The sequence below is a fragment of the Cryptosporangium minutisporangium genome, assembly GCF_039536245.1.
In the GTDB taxonomy this organism is placed as follows: Bacteria; Actinomycetota; Actinomycetes; order Mycobacteriales; family Cryptosporangiaceae; genus Cryptosporangium; species Cryptosporangium minutisporangium.
This window is the reverse complement of sequence record NZ_BAAAYN010000023.1, coordinates 449,165-467,969: the sequence shown is the minus strand read 5'-3', so window position 1 is coordinate 467,969 and position 18,805 is coordinate 449,165. Positions and strand designations below refer to the sequence as shown.

21 protein-coding genes are annotated in these 18,805 nt (G+C 70.8%); 4 read left to right on the top strand and 17 right to left on the bottom strand.

Going from position 1 to position 18,805, the window contains the following annotated elements; genetic code table 11:
* Positions 1–112: 112 nt before the first annotated feature.
* The 4 genes from ABEB28_RS18840 (at position 113) to ABEB28_RS18825 (ending at position 4,207) form a co-directional block, all read left to right on the top strand.
* The gene (locus ABEB28_RS18840) at positions 113–646 is read left to right on the top strand and encodes a hypothetical protein (RefSeq protein WP_345729433.1); all 534 of its coding nucleotides are present in this window, start codon (positions 113–115) and stop codon (positions 644–646) included.
* A gap of 181 nt (positions 647–827) precedes the next feature.
* Positions 828–2,423 carry a histidine kinase N-terminal 7TM domain-containing diguanylate cyclase gene (locus tag ABEB28_RS18835; protein ID WP_345729432.1) on the top strand — a complete coding sequence of 532 codons (1,596 nt, stop codon included), beginning with the start codon at positions 828–830 and terminating at the stop codon, positions 2,421–2,423.
* Positions 2,424–2,650: 227 nt separating this feature from the next.
* Positions 2,651–3,403, top strand: coding sequence for an enoyl-CoA hydratase/isomerase family protein (locus tag ABEB28_RS18830; protein WP_345729431.1), 753 nt, complete (start codon positions 2,651–2,653; stop codon positions 3,401–3,403).
* Between the two features lie 318 nt (positions 3,404–3,721).
* Complete coding sequence (locus ABEB28_RS18825; protein ID WP_345729430.1) at positions 3,722–4,207, top strand: hypothetical protein; 486 nt, start codon at positions 3,722–3,724, stop codon at positions 4,205–4,207.
* Between the two features lie 135 nt (positions 4,208–4,342).
* Here the strand turns inward: ABEB28_RS18825 and ABEB28_RS18820 are convergent, their stop codons facing one another.
* The 17 genes from ABEB28_RS18820 to ABEB28_RS18740 form a co-directional block, all read right to left on the bottom strand.
* Positions 4,343–5,698 carry an MDR family MFS transporter gene (locus ABEB28_RS18820; RefSeq protein ID WP_345729476.1) on the bottom strand — a complete coding sequence of 452 codons (1,356 nt, stop codon included), beginning with the start codon at positions 5,696–5,698 and terminating at the stop codon, positions 4,343–4,345.
* A gap of 186 nt (positions 5,699–5,884) precedes the next feature.
* A complete protein-coding gene (locus ABEB28_RS18815; protein ID WP_345729429.1) occupies positions 5,885–6,487 on the bottom strand; it encodes a GOLPH3/VPS74 family protein in 603 nt (200 codons plus the stop codon).
* Entirely contained in the window at positions 6,484–6,798 is a 315-nt protein-coding gene (locus tag ABEB28_RS18810) for a winged helix-turn-helix domain-containing protein (protein WP_345729428.1), read from the bottom strand. Before ABEB28_RS18810 ends, ABEB28_RS18815 begins: the two co-directional genes overlap by 4 nt.
* Entirely contained in the window at positions 6,795–7,250 is a 456-nt protein-coding gene (locus ABEB28_RS18805; RefSeq protein WP_345729427.1) for a hypothetical protein, read from the bottom strand. Before ABEB28_RS18805 ends, ABEB28_RS18810 begins: the two co-directional genes overlap by 4 nt.
* Positions 7,251–7,272: 22 nt before the next feature.
* Positions 7,273–8,037: an ABC transporter permease gene (locus ABEB28_RS18800; protein WP_345729426.1), complete on the bottom strand. Its 765-nt coding sequence runs from the start codon at positions 8,035–8,037 to the stop codon at positions 7,273–7,275.
* On the bottom strand, positions 8,034–8,993 hold the full coding sequence (locus tag ABEB28_RS18795) for an ABC transporter ATP-binding protein (RefSeq protein WP_345729425.1): 960 nt from the start codon (positions 8,991–8,993) through the stop codon (positions 8,034–8,036). The genes ABEB28_RS18800 and ABEB28_RS18795 overlap by 4 nt, the downstream gene beginning before the upstream one ends.
* 34 nt (positions 8,994–9,027) lie before the next feature.
* Positions 9,028–9,915, bottom strand: coding sequence for a thiopeptide-type bacteriocin biosynthesis protein (locus ABEB28_RS18790; RefSeq protein WP_345729424.1), 888 nt, complete (start codon positions 9,913–9,915; stop codon positions 9,028–9,030).
* Complete coding sequence (locus ABEB28_RS18785) at positions 9,902–12,370, bottom strand: lantibiotic dehydratase family protein (RefSeq protein WP_345729423.1); 2,469 nt, start codon at positions 12,368–12,370, stop codon at positions 9,902–9,904. Before ABEB28_RS18785 ends, ABEB28_RS18790 begins: the two co-directional genes overlap by 14 nt.
* Positions 12,367–13,455 carry a PqqD family peptide modification chaperone gene (locus ABEB28_RS18780; RefSeq protein ID WP_345729422.1) on the bottom strand — a complete coding sequence of 363 codons (1,089 nt, stop codon included), beginning with the start codon at positions 13,453–13,455 and terminating at the stop codon, positions 12,367–12,369. The genes ABEB28_RS18785 and ABEB28_RS18780 overlap by 4 nt, the downstream gene beginning before the upstream one ends.
* Positions 13,456–13,558: 103 nt before the next feature.
* Entirely contained in the window at positions 13,559–13,723 is a 165-nt protein-coding gene (locus ABEB28_RS18775; RefSeq protein WP_345729421.1) for a thiocillin family RiPP, read from the bottom strand.
* A 35-nt stretch (positions 13,724–13,758) separates the two neighbouring features.
* Entirely contained in the window at positions 13,759–13,929 is a 171-nt protein-coding gene (locus ABEB28_RS18770) for a thiocillin family RiPP (RefSeq protein WP_345729420.1), read from the bottom strand.
* Positions 13,930–13,965: 36 nt separating this feature from the next.
* Positions 13,966–14,133 (bottom strand): thiocillin family RiPP, encoded by a 168-nt coding sequence (locus ABEB28_RS18765; RefSeq protein ID WP_345729419.1) that lies wholly within the window; start codon positions 14,131–14,133, stop codon positions 13,966–13,968.
* Positions 14,134–14,165: 32 nt separating this feature from the next.
* The gene (locus tag ABEB28_RS18760; RefSeq protein WP_345729418.1) at positions 14,166–14,339 is read right to left on the bottom strand and encodes a thiocillin family RiPP; all 174 of its coding nucleotides are present in this window, start codon (positions 14,337–14,339) and stop codon (positions 14,166–14,168) included.
* Positions 14,340–14,441: 102 nt separating this feature from the next.
* Entirely contained in the window at positions 14,442–15,134 is a 693-nt protein-coding gene (locus ABEB28_RS18755; RefSeq protein WP_345729417.1) for a nitroreductase family protein, read from the bottom strand.
* The gene (locus ABEB28_RS18750) at positions 15,131–16,762 is read right to left on the bottom strand and encodes a tpaE (RefSeq protein WP_345729416.1); all 1,632 of its coding nucleotides are present in this window, start codon (positions 16,760–16,762) and stop codon (positions 15,131–15,133) included. The genes ABEB28_RS18755 and ABEB28_RS18750 overlap by 4 nt, the downstream gene beginning before the upstream one ends.
* Positions 16,759–17,433: a TOMM precursor leader peptide-binding protein gene (locus ABEB28_RS18745; RefSeq protein WP_345729415.1), complete on the bottom strand. Its 675-nt coding sequence runs from the start codon at positions 17,431–17,433 to the stop codon at positions 16,759–16,761. Before ABEB28_RS18745 ends, ABEB28_RS18750 begins: the two co-directional genes overlap by 4 nt.
* A gap of 10 nt (positions 17,434–17,443) precedes the next feature.
* Positions 17,444–18,748, bottom strand: a complete 1,305-nt coding sequence (locus ABEB28_RS18740) for a YcaO-like family protein (protein WP_345729414.1) — start codon at positions 18,746–18,748, stop codon at positions 17,444–17,446.
* Between the last annotated feature and the right edge of the window lie 57 nt (positions 18,749–18,805).

Genomic DNA, 18,805 nt, shown 5'->3' with positions numbered 1-18,805 from the left:
GCCTCCGGCACGTAGCGCGAACGCGCGCCCGTCCCGCGGGCGTACTCGTCCAAAAAGGATTTTGACGGCGCGGGTAGGTTGCCGACGACTACCACGGGGGCCAGGAGGACGGATGATCCAAGAGTTTCGCCAGTTATCGGCCGTCGTGGGACGCCGGACCGCGCTCAAGTACGCCGGGCTGGGCCTGATCGCCGCGACGCTCAGCGCGTGCGGCGGCGACGGATCGGACTCGGACGGCAGCCCGAAGAAGGCCATGCTGACGGCGTTCGCCAAGGGGAAGTGGAAGGTGGGCGCCGAGGGCGGCACCGGCGTGCTGGCCGTGGAGGACGGCAAGTGGACGCTGGAAGGCAATTCGCCCCCCGGCCAGGACAGCGGCCTGCTCAACGATTCGCTCTACGGCACGTACCAGTTCGACGCCGGTGTGCTGACCGTCTCGGTGCAACGGGACGAGTCCGACGAGCCGAACATCGGTACCGCCACCTCGGTTCCGAACGAGGTGTCCGACAAGGAGAACTTCAGCGCGTCGTGGAGCTACGACCAGGACGGCTTCACGGTGCCGGTCACGTGGGACGGGAAGAAGATGGTCGTCCAGGTCACCCACCAGCAGTACGGCGGACTGATCGTCTTCACCGCCGAACGGATGTGACGCGGGACCTCACCCCAGCCGGCTGAGCAGCGTCCGGGCGATCGCCGCGACCGCGAACTCACCCGGGATCGGCTCGTCGACTGCTGTTCCGGCACTTCCGGCCGTGCAGGTGCGCTCAGTTCGGACGCGCGGCTGCCGATGCGGGGTGCACGACGCCTTGAGGGGAGCTGGTAGGACGACCATGTGGCCGCAACTGATGACGCTCGCCTACGGGTTGGTTGCGTCCATCGGCGCACACACGGTGGTGGCGGCGTGGCACATGCGCGCACACCGCACGGGCGCACGGCCCCTTGCCGGCCTCGCCGCCGGCATCGGGCTGTGGGCCGTTCTCGCCTGCGCGTCCACGCTGACCACCGACGTTTCGACGCTGCGGATCCTCGCGATCGCCGGCATCCTCCCGCAGGGCGCGCTGATCGCGTCGTACGCCGCACTGGTCTGGACGATCGGCGACCCGTCGTGGCCGACTCGGCGGCGGATCGCGCTGCTGTCGGTCGAACCGGTCGTCTCCACCGCGCTGGCGGCCACCGACGGATGGCACCATCTGTTCTTCGGTGAGGTCACGCTGAGCCCGCTCGACGTGTGGGTCGTCCAGCTCGGCCCGCTCTACTGGGCGCACATGATGTTCCTGTACTTCCTGACGATCTGGAGCACGCTGCAGTTCGGGTTGGCCGACCCCGCGGCGCCGCAGAAGAAGAACCGGCACCTGGGCTGGATGCTCGCGATCGCGCTACCGCCGATCGCCGTGAACCTCCTCGCGTTGGAGGTGTTCGCGCTCGGTGTCGAGTTGACGCTGATCGGGATGGCGTCCACGGTCGTGGTGCTCCGGATCGCGCTGGACCGCCACTCGTTCGACCTGCTTCCGGTGGCAAGGGAACAGGTGATCGACGAACTCTCCGACTACTTCTGCATCGTCGACCGGGCCGGCTACGTCCGGGACCTCAACCGGGCGGCCCGGCAGCTGCTGGCGCGCCTCGCCCCAGGTTCGGACCGGCGGCACGACGTCCGGATCGAGGACTTCGGGCTGGGCCTGCACCCGGACCCGGAGCGCGACACCACCAGGCTGGTCGAGGACGCCACCGTCCTCGGGATCGATCTCGAGACCCGGCTGATCGTCCTTCGCGACCGTGCGGGCTCCTGCGTCGGGTGGGCGATGGTCAGCCGCGACGTCACAACGGCCAACCGGCAGCAGCGGAGCCTGGAGGCCGCGAACGACCGGCTGCGTACTCAGCTCGACACGATCGAGGCGCTCCGGGCCGAACTCGCCGAGCAGGCCGTCCGCGATCCGCTGACCGGGCTGCACAACCGCCGCTACCTCACCGACGCGCTGGCCATGCGCTCGGCGGACACCACGGGGGAACCGATCTGCCTCGCTTTGGTGGACGTCGACCACTTCAAGCGCGTCAACGACACGTACGGCCATGCGGTCGGCGACGACGTGCTGGTGGGCGTCGCCCAGGAGCTGGCCGAGGGACAGCCGCCGGGTGTCGTAGTGGCGCGGAACGGCGGCGAGGAGTTCGTGCTGGTGTTTCCGGGCGCCACGGCGGATGAGGGCCGTGCGCGGGTCGAGGCGCTGCGGGAGCGAGTGGCCGCGCGCCGGTTCACGGCCGACGACGGAACGCTGCGGGTCACGTTCAGCGCGGGCATCGCCGCGGGCAGCGGACGCTTCGACGCGGAGACCCTGCTCGAAGGCGCCGACCGGGCGCTCTACCGGGCGAAGGACGGCGGCCGGAATCGGAGCGAGACGGCGTCGGCGGCGGAGCTCGTAAACGCGATCTGACCGAGATCCGGCCCAGTGGTCGTGGCGGCGAGCCGCGCGCCGCCCGGTTCTGCCGAGAGGATCAGGCTGCGTGACCCGTTCGGCACGCGTTAGCAGCGTAGGTCCATGGCGAGGAGGACTGCGAGGATGCCGAGCATTGCCAGGTACCGCAGCGCGCGTGTCCCGACGCCTCGTGGTCGGCATTGACCCACGTCGTCTAATGTTCGTCTCTGCGAAAGGGCGTGCTCGTGACCGACTCCGATGAGGTCCTGCTCGAGGTCGAGAGCGGGGTGGCGGTGGTGACGCTCAATGCGCCGGACCGCCGCAACGCGCTCACGCCGGCGATGGCGACGGAGCTGATCGCGACGTTCGACGAGGTCGACGGCCGGTCCGACGTCGGCGCGCTGGTCATCACGGCGGTCGGCAAGTCATTCTGCGCCGGCGGTGACATCGCGACGCTGACCTCGGCCGGCCAGGACCCGGCAGCGCCAGCGGCATACGAGGGCATGGGCACGATCTACGACTCTTTCTACCGGCTCGGACAGGTGCGGGTACCGACGGTCGCGGCGGTCCGCGGCTCGGCGGTCGGGGCCGGCATGAACATGCTGCTGGCCGCCGACCTCCGGATCGTCGCCTCGAATGCGCGGTTGCTGTGCGGGTTCCTCAAGCGTGGGTTGCACCCGGGTGGTGGGCACTTCGTGATCTTGTCGCGGCTGATCGGCCGCGAAGCGGCGGCCGCGATGGCGCTGTTCGGCGAGGAGATCAACGGCACGCGCGCCGCCCAGCTGGGGCTGGCGTGGGAGGCGGTGGACGACGAGATGGTGGAGTCCCGCGCGCGAGAGCTGGCCGGTCGTGTCGCGGCTGATCCGGACCTGGCCCGAACGGCCGTGGGCAACTTCCGCAAGGAGGTCGTCAACGGCGCGGTGGGCTGGGATGTCGCGATGCAGTACGAGCGGCCGGCCCAGATGTGGTCGATGCGCCGGTCCGCCGGGACTCCGTAAGCACTGGACGGACTGAACGACCTCCGTTCGGCCGCTCGGCCGACACGAGCTGTTCGGCCGTGGCCGGCGCCGCCCGCGTAGCGCTGCTCGGCACCCGCCCGGCCGGGAAGACAATTGCGCCGCTAGCGATAAAGACCAGGCAACGTAATGGCCACCATGTCCCTCTCTGGGCCTCATCTCGGGACACCACGTCGGTCTCACGCGCGCGCCGCAAATGGTGCACTCAATGCGCACCAAAGGCGGCGAATGCCGTCGAACGAGCGAGCTCCCGGATCCTCCCCAGATCGGAGACCCATGTTACGGAGAGCAATTGTTTGGTTGTTCGCGACGACCCTGGTGGCTGGCGGCCTGGCTATCGCCGCGCCGGCGCCCGCCTCGGCCACGGGTTCGGCCGCGGTTTCGGCGTCCGTGCCCGAGGCGGCGGCCGTGGCACCCGGCCTCCGGATTTACACACCCAAAGCGCCCCGCTACCAGGCGAACTGCTTCGGTCGCATCGGGACCTTCCGTCCGGGTTCCCGGGTCTTCATCGTCGACTGGGAGCGTAACGGCAGCGAGGACGAGTGCTTCGGGATCGGTACGGACCGCAAGGTCTTCCACATTTGGTCCACGTGGACGGCCTGGAGGCAGATGGATACCGCCAGCGCCGGCCCCGGCATCGCTGACGACATCTACAAGATCCGTACCCGGCAGGACGGTTGGCACGAGGTCATAGTGCGGATCGGCGCCAACGACCTCTGGATCACGTCGGGCGCTACCGGCCTCGGCTGGAGCGCTTGGATCCGCTGCCCGACCGGCTACTGCTGACCTACCGCGACCCCACGATCCAGGCCCCCGGTCGGCGACGGCACCCCGTGGCCGGCCGGGGGAGCAGGGCTGGTCACCGCACGGAGTCCGAGACGCGGTGACGGAGGCCGCCGACGACGAGGGCTCGCGCTGGTTCTACGCGGCTGTCGCACGCAAGTCCTGAAGCGAGCGGGGGAGCGCCGCGACGGCCAGCAGGAGCACGAGGGCCAGGCCGACGATGACGACCGCGATGTGCTGGACGACGTCGGTGAGCGCCTCGGGAGTGCGGTGGCCACTTCCGAGGGCGGCGTTGGCCAGCGCACCGAAGACCGCGACTCCGACCGCGCTGCCCATCGAACGCAGGAACATGTTGTTCGCGGTGACCACCCCACGCTCTCCCCACCCGACGCTGGACTGCGCCGCGATCAGCGTCGGGCTGTTCGTGAGCCCCATGCCGACGCCGATCAGGAGGCACGTGCCGGCCACCTGCCAGACGCTCGTGTGCTCGTCCAGCAGGAGCAGCAGCAGCGATCCGCCGAACGCGATCGACGTGCCGATCAGGGCGCAGACGCGGAAGCCGAACCGCAGGTAGATCCGGCCGGACTGGGAGGCCGCGACCGGCCACCCGATCGACAGCGTGGCCAGCGCGAATCCGGCGACCAGCGGTCCGTACCCGAGGACCTCCTGCACGTACGTCGGAATGTAGGACGTGAGCCCCAGCACCACCGCGCCGATCGCGGCGGAGGCCACCCCACTGCTGACCAACAGGCGACGCCGGAACACCCAGAGCGGCAGCACCGGCTCGGCCGCACTCCGCTCCACGAACGCGAACGCCACCAAGAGGACGAGGCCCCCGGTCGCGATCCCCAACCCGGCCGGCGACGTCCACGGCCACAACTGCCCACCTTCGAGCAGGGCCAGGATCACCAGCGTGAGTCCGCCGGTGAGCAGCGTGGCCCCGGTGTAGTCGATCCTCGGGTGGACGCGTTCGACCCGCTCGGCGAAGTTGCGCATCACCATCGCCGCCGCGAGCAGGCACAGCGGGACGTTGACCAGGAAGATCCACCGCCACGAGGTGTATTCGCTGAACACACCGCCGAGCGTCGGTCCGACGACCGAGGCGACGCCCCACATGCTCGCGAGGTAACCCTGGGCCTTCGCGCGCTCCTCGGTCGTGTAGATGTCGCCGGCGATCGTCATCGTCATCGGGGCGATCGCGCCGGCGCCGAGGCCCTGGATCACCCGGAACCCGATCAGGGTGCCCATGTTCCACGCCAGTCCGCAGAGGACGGAGCCGAGCAAGAACAACCCGATGCCCACGAGCATGATCGGCTTGCGTCCGAACTGGTCGGCCAGCTTGCCGTAGAGCGGCACGGTCACCGCCTGCGCCAGCAGGTAGACCGAGAACAGCCAGGGGAACTCGGCGAAGCCACCGACGTCGGCGACGATCGACGGGACCGCGGTCGCGAGAATCGTCGAGTCGAGCGCGATCAGCGCCGTGGAGAGCATCATCGCGAGCAGGACCGGCCCACGGTCCGAGCGCAGCCCGACGCGGGCCCGGACCGACGACGTCGTCCCGCTCACCGGAGGCTCATGCGTGGTCCCGTCGTACCGTCCGGTGGCGTCATGGGAACCTCCGCGCTCGTCTCGGTGCCGACCGTAGGTCAGTCGCGGGTGCCCGATCCGACGCCTGGGGAATCAGTGCGGCGCCCGGAAGAAATCGAGCGCTCGCCGCACTGCGCTCGGGCCCCATTCGTCGGCGGCCGACCGGGTCAGCGAGTCGAGCCGGGAATCGGTGGGCGGCAGCCGGAGGATCTCCGGTAGCCAGCCCAGGCTCCGCAGGAACGCGATGAGCGACCGTTCGTGGGCGGTCGGGTCACCCGCTTCCGCACGGAGCAGGTCGGTCCGGACGCCGTCGGCCGACCGGCGAACCGTCGTGTAGCGCGTGGCCCGCAGGAAGCCGCCCGGCTGCACGGTGAGCGTCCCGGTCTCGACGAGGTGGCCGAAGACCGCTCGGCGAGCAGTGCCGGCCACCGTGGCGATCGCTCGCTCGATGCGGACGTTCGGACCCGGCCGCCCCAGCCGGCGCACGGCCTCGTCCAGCACCGGGTGTCCGGTCGGCTCGACGTCCCATCCGCGGAGCGTGCGATCGTCGGCCTGCACCCGGTTCTGGTGGCGCAGCTCGGCGAGCGCCGCTCCGGCGAGATGGAAGTCGAACTTGGTGCGCTGTACGTTGAGCCGCCCGGATTCGTCCAGTGCGACCACGGCGATCTCCTCGCCGACCACGAGCTCGCCGTTCATGTCGATCGGGCCGTGCGACCGGCGATCTTGAGCAGCGCGTCCATGTGGGCGCGGAAGGCGTTCCGGCCGGCCGGTGTCATCGACAGGTAGGTCTTGCCCCGGCGCCCCACGAACGTCTTGCGTACCGCGACGTAGCCCGCCGCCTCCAACGCCGCGACCTGCTTGGACAGCGTCGAGTCCGACACCAGGACCAGATCGCGGACGGTGGCGAAGTCGGCTTCGTCGACGGCGTCCAGGGCCGCGACGATCGACAGCGCGACCGGTCGGTGGATGAGCGGATCCAGCGAGTGCCGTGGGTGCGCCTCGGTCATGACCGCGCCCGGCCGTCGTCCCCCACGGCCGAACGGTTCCGGACGAAGGCGCCCAGCGCCACCATCGGGACACCGCTGAGTACCGCGCCCGCGATCCACCAGGCCGCCGAGTCCGGCAGCGCGGTCTCGCCGACGGTCACGGTGAGTGCGACGATCGCCGCCGTGACCCCGGCGGTGATGCCGAAGGCGGCTCGACCGTGACGCGGTGTGCTGGGCCGGCTTCCGCCGTAGACGCCGGCGACGACCAGCACCATGACCGCGAGTGTGGGGATCAGCCCCGGCAGGACGTCGATGTCGGCGATCCGCCGCCACAGGTAGGGCTGCACGACCACGAGCATCTCGACGACGCCCAGGAGGACGAACGGGGCCGCGCGGTAGTGGCGTTGCGCGCGGGCGCGCTGGGCGGCACCGGTGGCGGCATCGAGCATCTGACGGGGGCTGGCCTCGGTCATGTCCTCACCTTCCTCGTCGATCCTAGACACGGGCGCCGTCGTCCCAGCGGAACGTGACCAGGGTCGCGACGGCGAACGCGACCGTGGTACCGACCAGCACAAGCACCGACACCCAGGCAGGATGACTCGGACTGCCGGCGGGCACCAGGTGGAGCAAGAGGTCGCCGAGCGAGCTGGACGGAATCCACTCGAAGAACGTCCGCACCCCGGACGGCAGGATCTGGGGCGGCAACGCGAGCCCGCTCATGAACAGCGCCCCGAGCTGGATCAGCGTCCCGACGTTGGCGGCGACCTCGGGAGAGCGCAGGCGTCCGCCGATCAGGTAGCCGATCGCGCCGAACAGCACGGTTCCGAGCAGCGACACCCCCAGCAACGCCGGGAGCTGTGTCACCCGGATGGACCCGAACGCCATCGCGACGGCGAGCAGCGCACAGATCTGAACGATCACGAAGGCGAGTCGCACCGACACGTGCGTCACGAGGAACCGGCCGACGCCGAGCGGTGTGGTGCCCAGCAGGCGGAGGGTGCCGCGGCTGCGGAGCCCGGCGAGTGGCCCGGCGGTGATCGTGAGTCCGACGCTGCTGGCCGCGAGGAACAACGCGATCGGTACGACGACCGGCTTGAGGTCGGGGCCGCCCGGGTTGCTCGGCACCACGCTGCTGAGGAACAGGAACAGGCCCAGCATGAAGAAGGGGAAGATCAGCGCGAACCAGAAGTACCGGCTGTCGCGAAGCAGCTCCCGCGCTTGCAGGCGGACCATCTCTCGGTTGAACAGCGGGCGGTTCACGACATGCTCCCCTCGAGAACGGGCGATTCGACGGTGTATTCGTGGCCGGTGAGGCGCCGGAACACTCCGTCCAGCCCTCCGCTGCGGACGTCGATGTCCCGGGCCCCGAGGGTTCCGGCCAGCATCGCGATCGTGGCGTCGGAGTCGAGCGAGTCGACGTGGACGCGAGTGGCCCCACCGGCGGCCGGTTCGGTGTCGACGACGGTGGCGATGCCGTCCAGCCGGGACAGCCCGGTCACCGAGTCGACCGTGAACGACAGGGTGCGGCTGGGAGCGTGGGCGTGCACGAGTTCGGTCGGCGTACCCGTCGCCACGACTCGACCACCGAACATGATCGCGATGCGGCTGCACAGCTGCTCGGCCTCCTCCATCGCATGGGTGGAGAGCAGCACCGTGCCTCCGTTGCGTCGGTACTCGCGGAGCAAGCGCCACAGATCGGCGCGGGCGTTGGGATCCATGCCGGTGGACGGCTCGTCGAGCACCAGCAGTTCCGGATTGCCCACCAGCGCGAGCCCGACCAGGACACGCTGCTGCTGGCCACCGGAGAGCTTGCCCACGCGCATGTCGCGGCTCTCGCGCAACCCCAGATCGGTCAGCAGCTGCTCCGGGTCCCGCGGAGCCCGGTAGAACGAGGCCCAGGTACGGAGCAGCTCGGCCACCGTCTGCTGCTGGAACACCGAAGCGTGCTGGGGCTGGATCGAGACCCGCTCGCGCAGCCGCGGGCCGTCGGCGAGCGGGTCCATGGCGAGGACGTCGACGGTCCCGGAGGTCGGCCGGCGGAGGCCGACCAGGATTTCGATGCTCGTGCTCTTGCCCGCCCCGTTCGGGCCGAGCAATCCGAAGATCTCGCCGCGTTCGACGTCCAGGTCGACACCGCGAAGCGCCTGCACCCGGCCCGACGAGCCCTCGTAGGTCTTGGTCACGTTCCTGAAGCTGACGACTCGCTCTGTCGGCATCTCGTTCTCCTTCCGGACTGTGATGACCTCGACGCTACCGAGCACTTTCCACTGTTGCAAGTGCTTGCCGATGCGGAAAGCGTGCGGCGGCGATCGATCCCAGCAAGCACTCCTCCGGCGGGAGGAAGCCCCACCGGTTCAGGTCCAGGTGGAGGTAGTCGAGGACCAGTCGTGCGCGCGGCACGGCGACCCCGGCGGCGACCGCGGCGTCCGCCGTCGCGCGAATCCGGTCCGCGTGCTCCCGGACTTCGGCGTCGAGGCGGCTGACCGCCGATGCGGACGTCTCCACGGCGGCCGCGGCCACCCGGCTCAACTGCCGTAGCTCCTCGTTCCCGCTGACCGCGCCACGTAGGTGGAACCCCCACTGCCGACGGTGAGCGGCCCAGAAATCGCCCTCTTCGCCGGGCAGAGCCGCCTCGACCGCGCACTGGAGCAGATGGACCGCCAAACCCGCACGTTCACCGAGTGGGTCCAGCGCGCCGACGTCGTGCTCGAGGTACCAGCGGGTCGAGGCGGTGAACAGGTCCTCGGCGAGCGTCACGCCCGCGCTGCCGCCGTACTTGCGCAGCTCGGGGGAGTAGAACGAGGAGCGGACACGCCGGGCACCCGGCGCACCGTACGCCGCGCTGCCCGGCACCAAGCGAGGACCGGAACCGGTGTCCGGTAGTCGGTCGAGTAGCGCTGTCAGTTCGGGTATCCGTTCGTGCAGCCGGTCGGCCCCGGCGGCGGAGCACCGCAGCCGGAGCCGCAGGTGCTGCCCGGTCATGTCCAGGTACCGCATGANCGCCGCCGACGCGTGCTCGGCGCCCGCCGCGTCGCGCAGCCACGGGAGGAGCAGCGAGGCGGCGGCGTCCATCAGATCCAGCCGGCCCGGATAGGCGCGGACGTACCACCAGTCCGGGTCGGAATCACGTGTGGTCATCGTGTCCTCCTGGTCGTGGCCACGCCATGAGCAGCGCGTGTTCGGTGACCCGCGGTCGTCCGTCGCGGTCGGTCGCGTATCGGCCGTCGCGGCCGGGAAGCGCCTCGACGACGCGCAGATGTCGGGTGTCCGGATGGAGCCAGTTCCGGAACACGGTGAGCGCCGTCGGCGAGTCGAGCGCGACCCAGAGCGGCTTGCGCACGCCGGACATCGCGAAGCCGACCGAGCCCAGCTGGTGCACGAAGACCTCGCTCGGAAGGCCGTGCCGCTGCCGGAAGGACGCCATCGCCAACAGCCGTTGGGTGTCGTTGCCGGCGAGGTCGGCCAGCGGTAGGGCGTCAACGGGCACGATCCACGACCGGCGCCGCACGACGATCCGGCCGTGTTCGACCCGCTCCAAGTGCCGGACGTCGTCGCCGCAGTGCGCGGCCAGCTCGTCGAGGCGAGTCATCGTGTAGTCGGTGTGCGGGCTGGCGTTGATCCACGGATCGGCGAGCACCGCCAGCAGCCGCACGTACGACTGCAGCAGGTGCTGGGGGATGAGGCTCAGGTAGCCGAGGCCGAGAGCGACGCCGTCGGAGGTGGTGAGCGACAGCGTCCCGGTGTGCGGGTCGTGTCGCAGCTCGGTGTCGGCGAGCCGGAGGGCGTCCGGTCCGCCGACCTCACCGGGCAGCAGTAACGGCGGCAGCAAGCCGGCGCACTCCGACTGCACGGTGTTGCACTCGGTCCACAGGTTCAGCTGACGTACGGGGACGCCGGGCCAGCACCGGCCGGCGTACTCCCGCAGCCGGGTGGCGAACTCGGGGCCCAGCAGCGAGACGAAGCGGCTGAACAATCCGCCGGTGCCCGCGCTGAAATGGTTGACGACGAGGCGATGACGTCCGGCGCGCACGGCGTCCTCGTCCAGCGCGTCGAGCTGGAACAGAATGCCCGCGGTGGGCGGCGCGCTGGTCGGGCCGACCGGCAGCTGGGACCGCGGTTCCGGATTCGCGCGGCTCCGGTGGTCGGCGCGTGCGGCCAGGTCGAGGCCGGGGTTGCTGTCGCGCTCGACCGTAAGTCGCATCAGGAAGCCCAGCGGATCGGTGCACCGGCCGCCCGCACCGAACTCGGCGACGAACCGGTCGACCAGGAAGTCGTAGACGTGCGACCGGAAGATTCCGGGGCGTACCAGAGCCGCGTACGAGGTCAGGTCGGCGCGGACGGTCGGCGTCCCGGTGGGGTCGGTGAGGTCCAGGTCGGTCTCCCGGTCCTCGTAGATCAGCCCGCTGGGCAGGTTCCCGGCGTCGTCCTCGGTCATCCACAGGCTCGCCAGTCGGCTGACCTCCGTCGCGGCTCGGAGCCGGGCCGCGGTGTCCTGCAGCGCGACCTGCTCGCCGCACTCGTACGCTCGGCGCAGGTCGGCATGGAGGTCCACGTGCTGTTCGGCGTTCGACCCGTCGGTGACCAGCGCCGCCAGCGCGGGCAACGGCGTCGCTCCGAGTTGCCAGGGCGGCACCGGCTGGAGGAGCCCGGAATCCAGCAGTCGCAGGTAGCGCCGGAACGGGATCGCACCGCCGATCGCGGCGAGGATCTCGTCGAGGGTCATCCGGTCCCCGCCGGCGGTCGACAGCCGGTTCAGCCAGCTGATCGCGTGATCCGCCTCGACCACGCGGTCCTGCCGCCAGATCGTTCCGTCCGCGATCATCAGCTCGGCATGGAGCAGGACGCCGTTCGGTTCGTCCGGACCGCCCGGGCGCACCGGTGCCGTCCGGTAGCGCAGCAGGCCCGCCGTGGCGGGGTCGCGCGCCAGGCGCAGCAGCGCGAGATACCCGACGGTCACCGACGTCTGGCTCCGGACGGCGCCCCGGCCCCGGGTGCCGGCCGAGCCGACGGTCGTGAGCCCGGAGAACGGGCTGGTCTTGAGCGCCGCACGAGTGACGTAGGAGTAGAGCGTCTGCAGGCTGCGGGCGGACAGCGCCTTCGGCTCGTCGAACCGGCCGTAACGCAAGAAACTCGGTGCGGCCAGCGCGAGCGAGGTGCGGAACGCGGGATCGTTCAGCGTCGCGGCGAGCGCGCGGCCGACTTCGGTGTGGTGGTCGGCCAACTGCACGTCGAGTTGCTCCACGAGCGTCGCTCGGCGGGTGACGTGGCGTTCCCAGGCGTCGAGTGTGGCGGCGTCCTCGGCGGTGAGCCGGTCGGTCAACCGTTCGCGGGTGGTGTCCGGCCACGACGGCAGCTGCCGGCGATTGATCGCGCGCTTGCCCGCCAGCACCGCTCGGCGCAGCGCGACGTCGTCGTCCAGCTGGGGGACCAACCGGTACAACACGTCGACGGCCGCGGTCGTGGCCTGGGTGAGTTCGTCCTCGATCGTCAGCACGTCGTCGACCGTCGTCCGGACATCGGGGACGACGACGTCGGCCGCGGTCGAGGGCAGGCCGCCGATGCGGGTCAGGATCGGACCGAGGCGCGGGATCACAGCACGACTCCGATCAACAGGTCGGCCACCGGCCATAGCGCGCTCAGCACCCAGACGACGAGGAAGCAGCCGTAGAGGAAGCAGAAGAGGCCGAACGCGGCATGGAGTGCCTTGCTCCAGTCGGGGAGATTGGCGAGGTAGGACGGCAGCGGCTTGCGCCGGGCGGTGAGTCCGAGCAGCGCGAGCGACCGGCCGCGGACGTCGATCCAGCCGGTCGATGCTTCCAGCGCCGCGTAGCCGTCGGACGGCAGCAGCGGGTTGAGGTTGACCAGCAGCGCGGTGAGCTGGATGCCGATCAGAGCGACGGCCACGTTCTGGACGAACCCGTCCGCGACCACGGCCACGATCGCGGTCACTCCGCACGCGATGCCGTCACAGACCACCCCGGCGAGGGCGAGCGCGATTCGTCCCGGGCGCTTCCGGACCCGATAGGCATCGGTCCGGTCGACGTAGGCGACCGGCAGGAAGTAGAAGAGCAGGGCCACGCCCAGGCCGCGCACCGGTACCCGGAGGTACTGGGCGACGAGGGCGTGGGACAGTTCGTGCAGCAGGATCAGTCCGAGTTGGAGCACGACGGCGATCAGCACGGCCGTTCCGTGGTGCAGGATCCGCTCCGGTGACCAGGAGATCGTCCAGGCGCCGGCGGCGAAGCCGAGGACTGCGAGGACGGCCGCGACGACGCCGAGCCACCGCGCCGCGCTGATCGCCACCACTCGGGTCACGGGCTCGAGCAGGCGGGGGAGCGATCGGCTCACCACGAACCGGGGCATCAGTCGCTCGCGGCTGATCCGGCGCCGGTGCGACGCCTCGGGGGGCGCCGAGCCGACGAGCAGGCCGCTGGTCTCCAGGTTGTCCAGGAACGGATCGAGCAGGCGGCGGGCGCTGCCCACGTTCTCGGGCCCGCTGGCCAGGAGTTCGGCCAGGTCGTCCGTGGTACGGCGGCCGTCGAGAAGCTGGATCAGCCGCTCGGCCGACGGGGAGATGCGGTGGTACCGGCCGCTGACCGGGTCGAAGATCAGCGGCAGATCGTCCATGCCTCGGAGCAGTTCCAGATCCTGCCGCAAAGCCGGCGCCGAGATAGTCATGCCTGTGCCTTCCTCGGACGGTCCAGGAGGGGTTCGGGTCGTGCATCGGATGCGGCCGCCGGACCGCGTGGTGCGCCCACGCGGTCCGGCGCCGCGATCGGTCTCAGCCCGACGAGGACGCCGAGGCGACCGTGCTGGCCGAGCTGGCAGGGCAGCTCATCGTGGTTGCGGTGCTGGACGTGCCCCAGGTGCCGAGCGCGTTGCCGTCCGGCAACTCCTCGACGCCGAGGTCATCGATGGCCTGCAGATCGAGCTCTGACTCGTTCATGACTCTCCTCCCGAGTGGGGTCGGTGAGCTGACGCTCAGCTGATCGTCGAAGCGCTGCTGGCCGTGGCGGCCGAGCTGCCCGGGCAGGACGCGGTGGATGCGCTGCCCGCGCAGGCGAAGCAGCCGGCGAGGGCGTCGCCGTCGGGCAGTTCCTCGACGGTCAGGTCCTCGATGGCGACCAATTCGAAGGTGTCGTTCTGGTTCATGGCTCTTCCTCCAGTCGATGGCAGTCGATGGGTTTGTCAGCCGGCGCTGCTGGCAGATGAAGCGGTTCCGGCGGTGCTCGCCGGGCAGCTCCCGGTGCCGACGCTGGACGTCGTGCCCCAGGTGCCGAGCGAGGTGTCTTCGGCCAGTTCCTCGATGTCGAGGGATCCGATGGCCTGCAGGTCGAAGTCGTCGTCCTGAGTCATGTGCACTCCTCCCGGGTGACCGGCAGCGCCGATCACGTGTAGGTCGACGCGGAGCTGACCGACGACGCGGAGGTCGCCGGGCAGGACGCCGTGGAGGCGCTTCCCGCGGTGGCGACCGACGCGAGGGCGTTGCCGTCGGCCAGCGACTCGAACTCCAGGTCCTCGGCGGACGCCGACAGTTCGAGCTCGTTCCTCTGCTCGTCCATCTCGTTCTCCTTCCTGTTCTCCGTGGTTTCTCCACGGAGTCGATTCCGTGGCAGTCCCACGGAAGTTCTGGTGTTCCGCGCACTCGGGCGCGGACGCGGCGCTCAGCCGACGGCGGTACGGGGCGCGCCGAGGGCGAGCGCGAACAGCTGGTGGCGGGAGGCGCCGTCGCTGCGCAAACTCGTGCGCACGGTCGCCGGGATGAATCCGGCGAACACCGACCCGATCAGTCCGCGGGCGATGCCCTCCAACCACGTGCGGTAGAGGACCGCCCCCGCCCTCGTCATCAGCTCGCGGTAGCCGGCTGCGCCGTCGCGGGTCGCGACGTCCTGCAGATCGGCGGCGACCGAGACGAGTACCGGCGCGTAGCTGAACTCCTGCTGCAGAGTGAGATCACGCAGCCGGTCCTCGGGCGGTAGCGGCGCGATCAGCTCGGTGGTTCGCTCGGTGCGGCTGAACCGGTAGATCCCCGGGGCGAGCGGGCCCATCCGTACGGCCAGCAGCGTGATCTCGAACGGAGCGGCGTCCGGCCCGGCGGTCGTGGAGTCGGCGTCCAGGGCGACGGTCAGCGCGTCGAGGACGTCGGCGGCCTGGATCGGGGCGTCCGCGAAGTCGCGGATCGAGGTGCGCCCGCTCAAGACGTCGAGGACGGAGGCGCCGACGGGTGTCGGCGAGGTGCCGACCCGGACCGGTGACTCGAGGGCGGGCAGCGGCTGTGGCCGGTGCGTCCGGTCGGTACTCGGCCCGGCGACGCCGGACGCGAGCTCGTCGAGCAGATCGACGGCGTACTGGCTCATCGGGCACCTCCGAGGTCGGCGACGGCCGTGATCGGTTCGGCGGCCAGGTCAAGGCCGAGCGCGGTACCGATCGCCGCGTCGTCCCAGGACGTCCGGAACCGAGGCGGGACACCGAGCGCCTCACCGACGACCTGCGTGGTCGTGCGGGCGCACCCGGCGTCGAGGAAGACGATGCGCAGGGCGAACGCGTTGTACTTCTCGGCGACCTTTCGGAAGTCGCCGGTCAGCACCATCGTGACGGGGCCCGGGCCGGCGAACGTCGGTACTCGGGCGGACAGCTGAGCCAGCGCATGGTCGGCGCTCGCGTACCCGTACAGGCCGGGCGCGAGTCCGTCGCAGTCCCGGACCGCGAGGTACGCCACGCAGGAGCCGATGTTGCCGCCGCTCGCGGTCCACCGCTGGACCTTTCCGGTGTCCGGACCGGGGCGTCGACCCGCCACCGTGCGCAGCAGGAGCGACAGCTCCGCCGGCGTCGGCCGCGGCCGCGCCTCCGGGGCGGTCACCCACGGCACCGCGAGGCGGGTCAGCTCGGCGTCCGGAAGGGCGACCGAGCGGGCGGCCGGCCAGCCGCGCGAACGCTCCTGGAGCGCGATGTTGGAAGCCCGGTAGTGCACCTGATGAGCCTTGAGGTCCGCGAACTCCTTGGGCGGCATCGCGACCGACGCCTCGTAGCGGACCGGCAGTGGCGCGACCGGGACGGGGTCCGCCGGCGCGGCGGAGCAGCGCGGGCATCCGGCTCGGGTGGCGCCGGACACGTCGGCGGTGGTCAGGTCGGCGAGGTCGACGCGGCGCCAGCGCCCGGCCAGGCTGACGGTGACGCTGCGGGAGAGCAAGCCGAGCAGGTCCCGCGCGAACAGGGCGAGAGCCAAGCGCCGATCGGCTGTTTGGCCGGTGCGCTCGTCGTCGAACGGCTCGGCGTCCAGGCAGTCCAGACAGGGGGTCAGCCGCGGATCGACCAGCGGGCCGATCTCGGTGGTGCGGCCGTGCAGGCGGAGCCGGACCAGCCGGATCCCGCGCTGCCAGCACGTCTCGATCACCGTGGAGTAGTCGGTCTGCCCGTCGTCGACCAGCGCGACGAGTGTGGTGTCCGCCGACGGGCGGTCGATGCCTGCACGACACTCGACGACGTCTCGCAGGGACTCGGTGAGTGTGGCTGCGGTGACCGGATCGGCGAACACCTCGACCTGGGCGCCCTGCAGTCGTGCGGCGGCGGTCTCCCAGGACGGGTTCGCCGCGGTCGCGTCGCCGATGCGCGAGAGGAAGTCGGCCAGCTCGTCGTCGATCGGGTCGATCGGCGCCGTCTCGGCCGGTCCTTCCTCGATCACGCCGCTGGTCCAGAGCAACGCGAGGCTGCGGAACACGTGCTCGGCGGGCACGCCGAGCGCGTCGGCGAGCTCCGGGTAGGTCCGTTCGCCGTCGAGCGCGTCGAGCAGAGCGGGCAGCAGCGTCGTTGCGGACCGTCCGCGGAACCGCTGGCGCCGTGGTCCTCCGTGGACGGCGAGCTCGGCGTCGCCGGGCACGAGCGTCAACCCGCGGCGCAGCCGTGGCCGGACCGGAACGCTCAGTTGAGGGTCGTAGTGGGCAGCGAGGCCGATCCGGCCGGCGTCGACTGCCGCGTTCGCGCTCACCGGAGCACCGCCTCGGACGGCGTGGCTGCGGGATGCGCGGCTACGGGATGAGCGGCTGCGGGTTGGGCGGCCGCGGCCGCCAGGTGCTGCCAGAGTTCGCTGTTCTCTTCGTCCTCGAGCTTCGGGCGGCATCGTCGGCACCGGTTCACCGCGAGCACGCTGCTGCGACTCAGCCCACCGGAGACCTGGTCGAAGGTGCGGACGGTCGCCGCGCCCCCGTGGAGGACCTCGTCGAGCGACTGCTCGGCCAGCGCGACGGCGATGTCGACGTGCGGCGTCGGCTGAGCGAACTCGACGTCGGGGCGCCCGGCGTCGTCGGCGCCTCGGTGCTGATCCCGGCGACGGGTGTAGCACTGGTAACACGCGGTCCGGCCCGGGACCACGACGGGTCCGCTCACCAGCGTCGTCGCGGTCGCGAACACCGGGAACCAGGAGCGATCCCAGTGGAACGCCATCCGGTCGACGAGTTCCGCGAGCCGCGGCCGCTCGAACCCGGTCGCCAGCACGACGAGGTCGGCGTGCGGCCAGAAGCCCGGATGGGTGCCGTGCGGATCGACGGACTGGACCGTCGCCGCGCGGCTTCGGCGGAGTAGTGATCCCACGCGGTCGCCGAACGTGCCGCCGGTGAGGACCAGGATCGAGGGCTGTGAGGGAAATGTCGAGTGCGTCATCGTCCGACCCCTAAGCGAAGGGTTGCAGGTGGGGGTTGATCTCCGGCTCCGGGTGCACCTGTTGACCGATTCGGGCCGGCGCGCGATAGAGCCGCGGATGGCCGAGGTACCGGGCCCGGTGGACGAAGCTGAGCGGCATCGCCTCCGGCACGAGTACACGGACGACGGTGGCTCCGACCTGGCGCGCCTCGTCGGTGGTCAGGTCCACCACGATCACCTCGGCTCCGGCGTCGTGGACCCGCCGCAGAAGCCAGGGCAGCGTCGCCTCACCGGACGGGACGGTGGGCAGGTCCGCGAGCCGTCGGGTCGTCCGGTCGCCGTCGAGCAGGAAGTCGAAGTAGTTCCGGTTCTCCGGTAGGCCCGCGTTGAGTGCTCCGCCGGTAACACTGACGTTGTCCGCGAGCGTGTCGACCGACGGCCGGGCGCCACGTGCGCTCATGGCCCGGAGCGCGATCCGCAGACAGGAGCTCTCGCGGTACAGCTTGGCTACGGCGCGTCCGGGATGGACGTCGCACGTGGCAGCCACCAGCTGCGCCAGCTCCGTGTCGTGCGGCGCGAGCTGCAGCCCGTAGATCACCGGGATGCCGAAGTCAGTGGTGGCGTCGAACAGGAGGGTCTGGATGTTCTCCGATCGACCGGCCCGGACGAACGACCGATACGGCTCGTCGAGCTCGTCCGGATCGACCGCCAGCCGCGGCAAGCGCATCCGCTGCAACCAGGTCAGCGCGATCGAGTCTCGCTCGACGACCTCCAGCAGACCGTTGACGACGGCGTCCACCGGATCGGCGTGCGCCGCGCAGCCGGTGGACACCGGATGGGTGTAGCGCTCGGCTGTCGACTCGAACGTGAACTTCATGAAAGCGCTGACCGCCGGGACGTAGACGGGCTTCGCCCGGGTCAACGACCAGCCACGGACCCACCGCAGCGGCGTCCGCGGGTCCCAGGCCACCAATCCGCAGCGAGGGTCCGCCAGCTCCGTCTCCGAGCAGGTCGGGAACGACGACGGCGGAATCGCGTCGGCGCCGAGGTCGCCGGCGGTGGCCCAGATCAGGCGATCCTCGGACCAGGCGCAGGACGAGTAGCGCTCGAGCGACTCGGCGACCGCCAGGTGGGCGGCGGTCTCCGGATCGGTACTGCCGCCCGCGCCGTCGAAGTTTCCCGACGTGGGGTCGTGTTGCCAACCGCTCTGGGCATCGAGCGCGCGGCCCGGGTCCCCGAGCGAGGCGGAGTAAATCGCGAAGTCGATGTCGCCCTCGGTGACCGGCAGTCGGTCGACGCGCGAGACCAACCCGTACGGCCCGACCAATTTGCGCATAGGTCGCAGCGAGGGAGGTACCTGTGGCGCAGGTAAAAACATTGCCATGCGATCCTC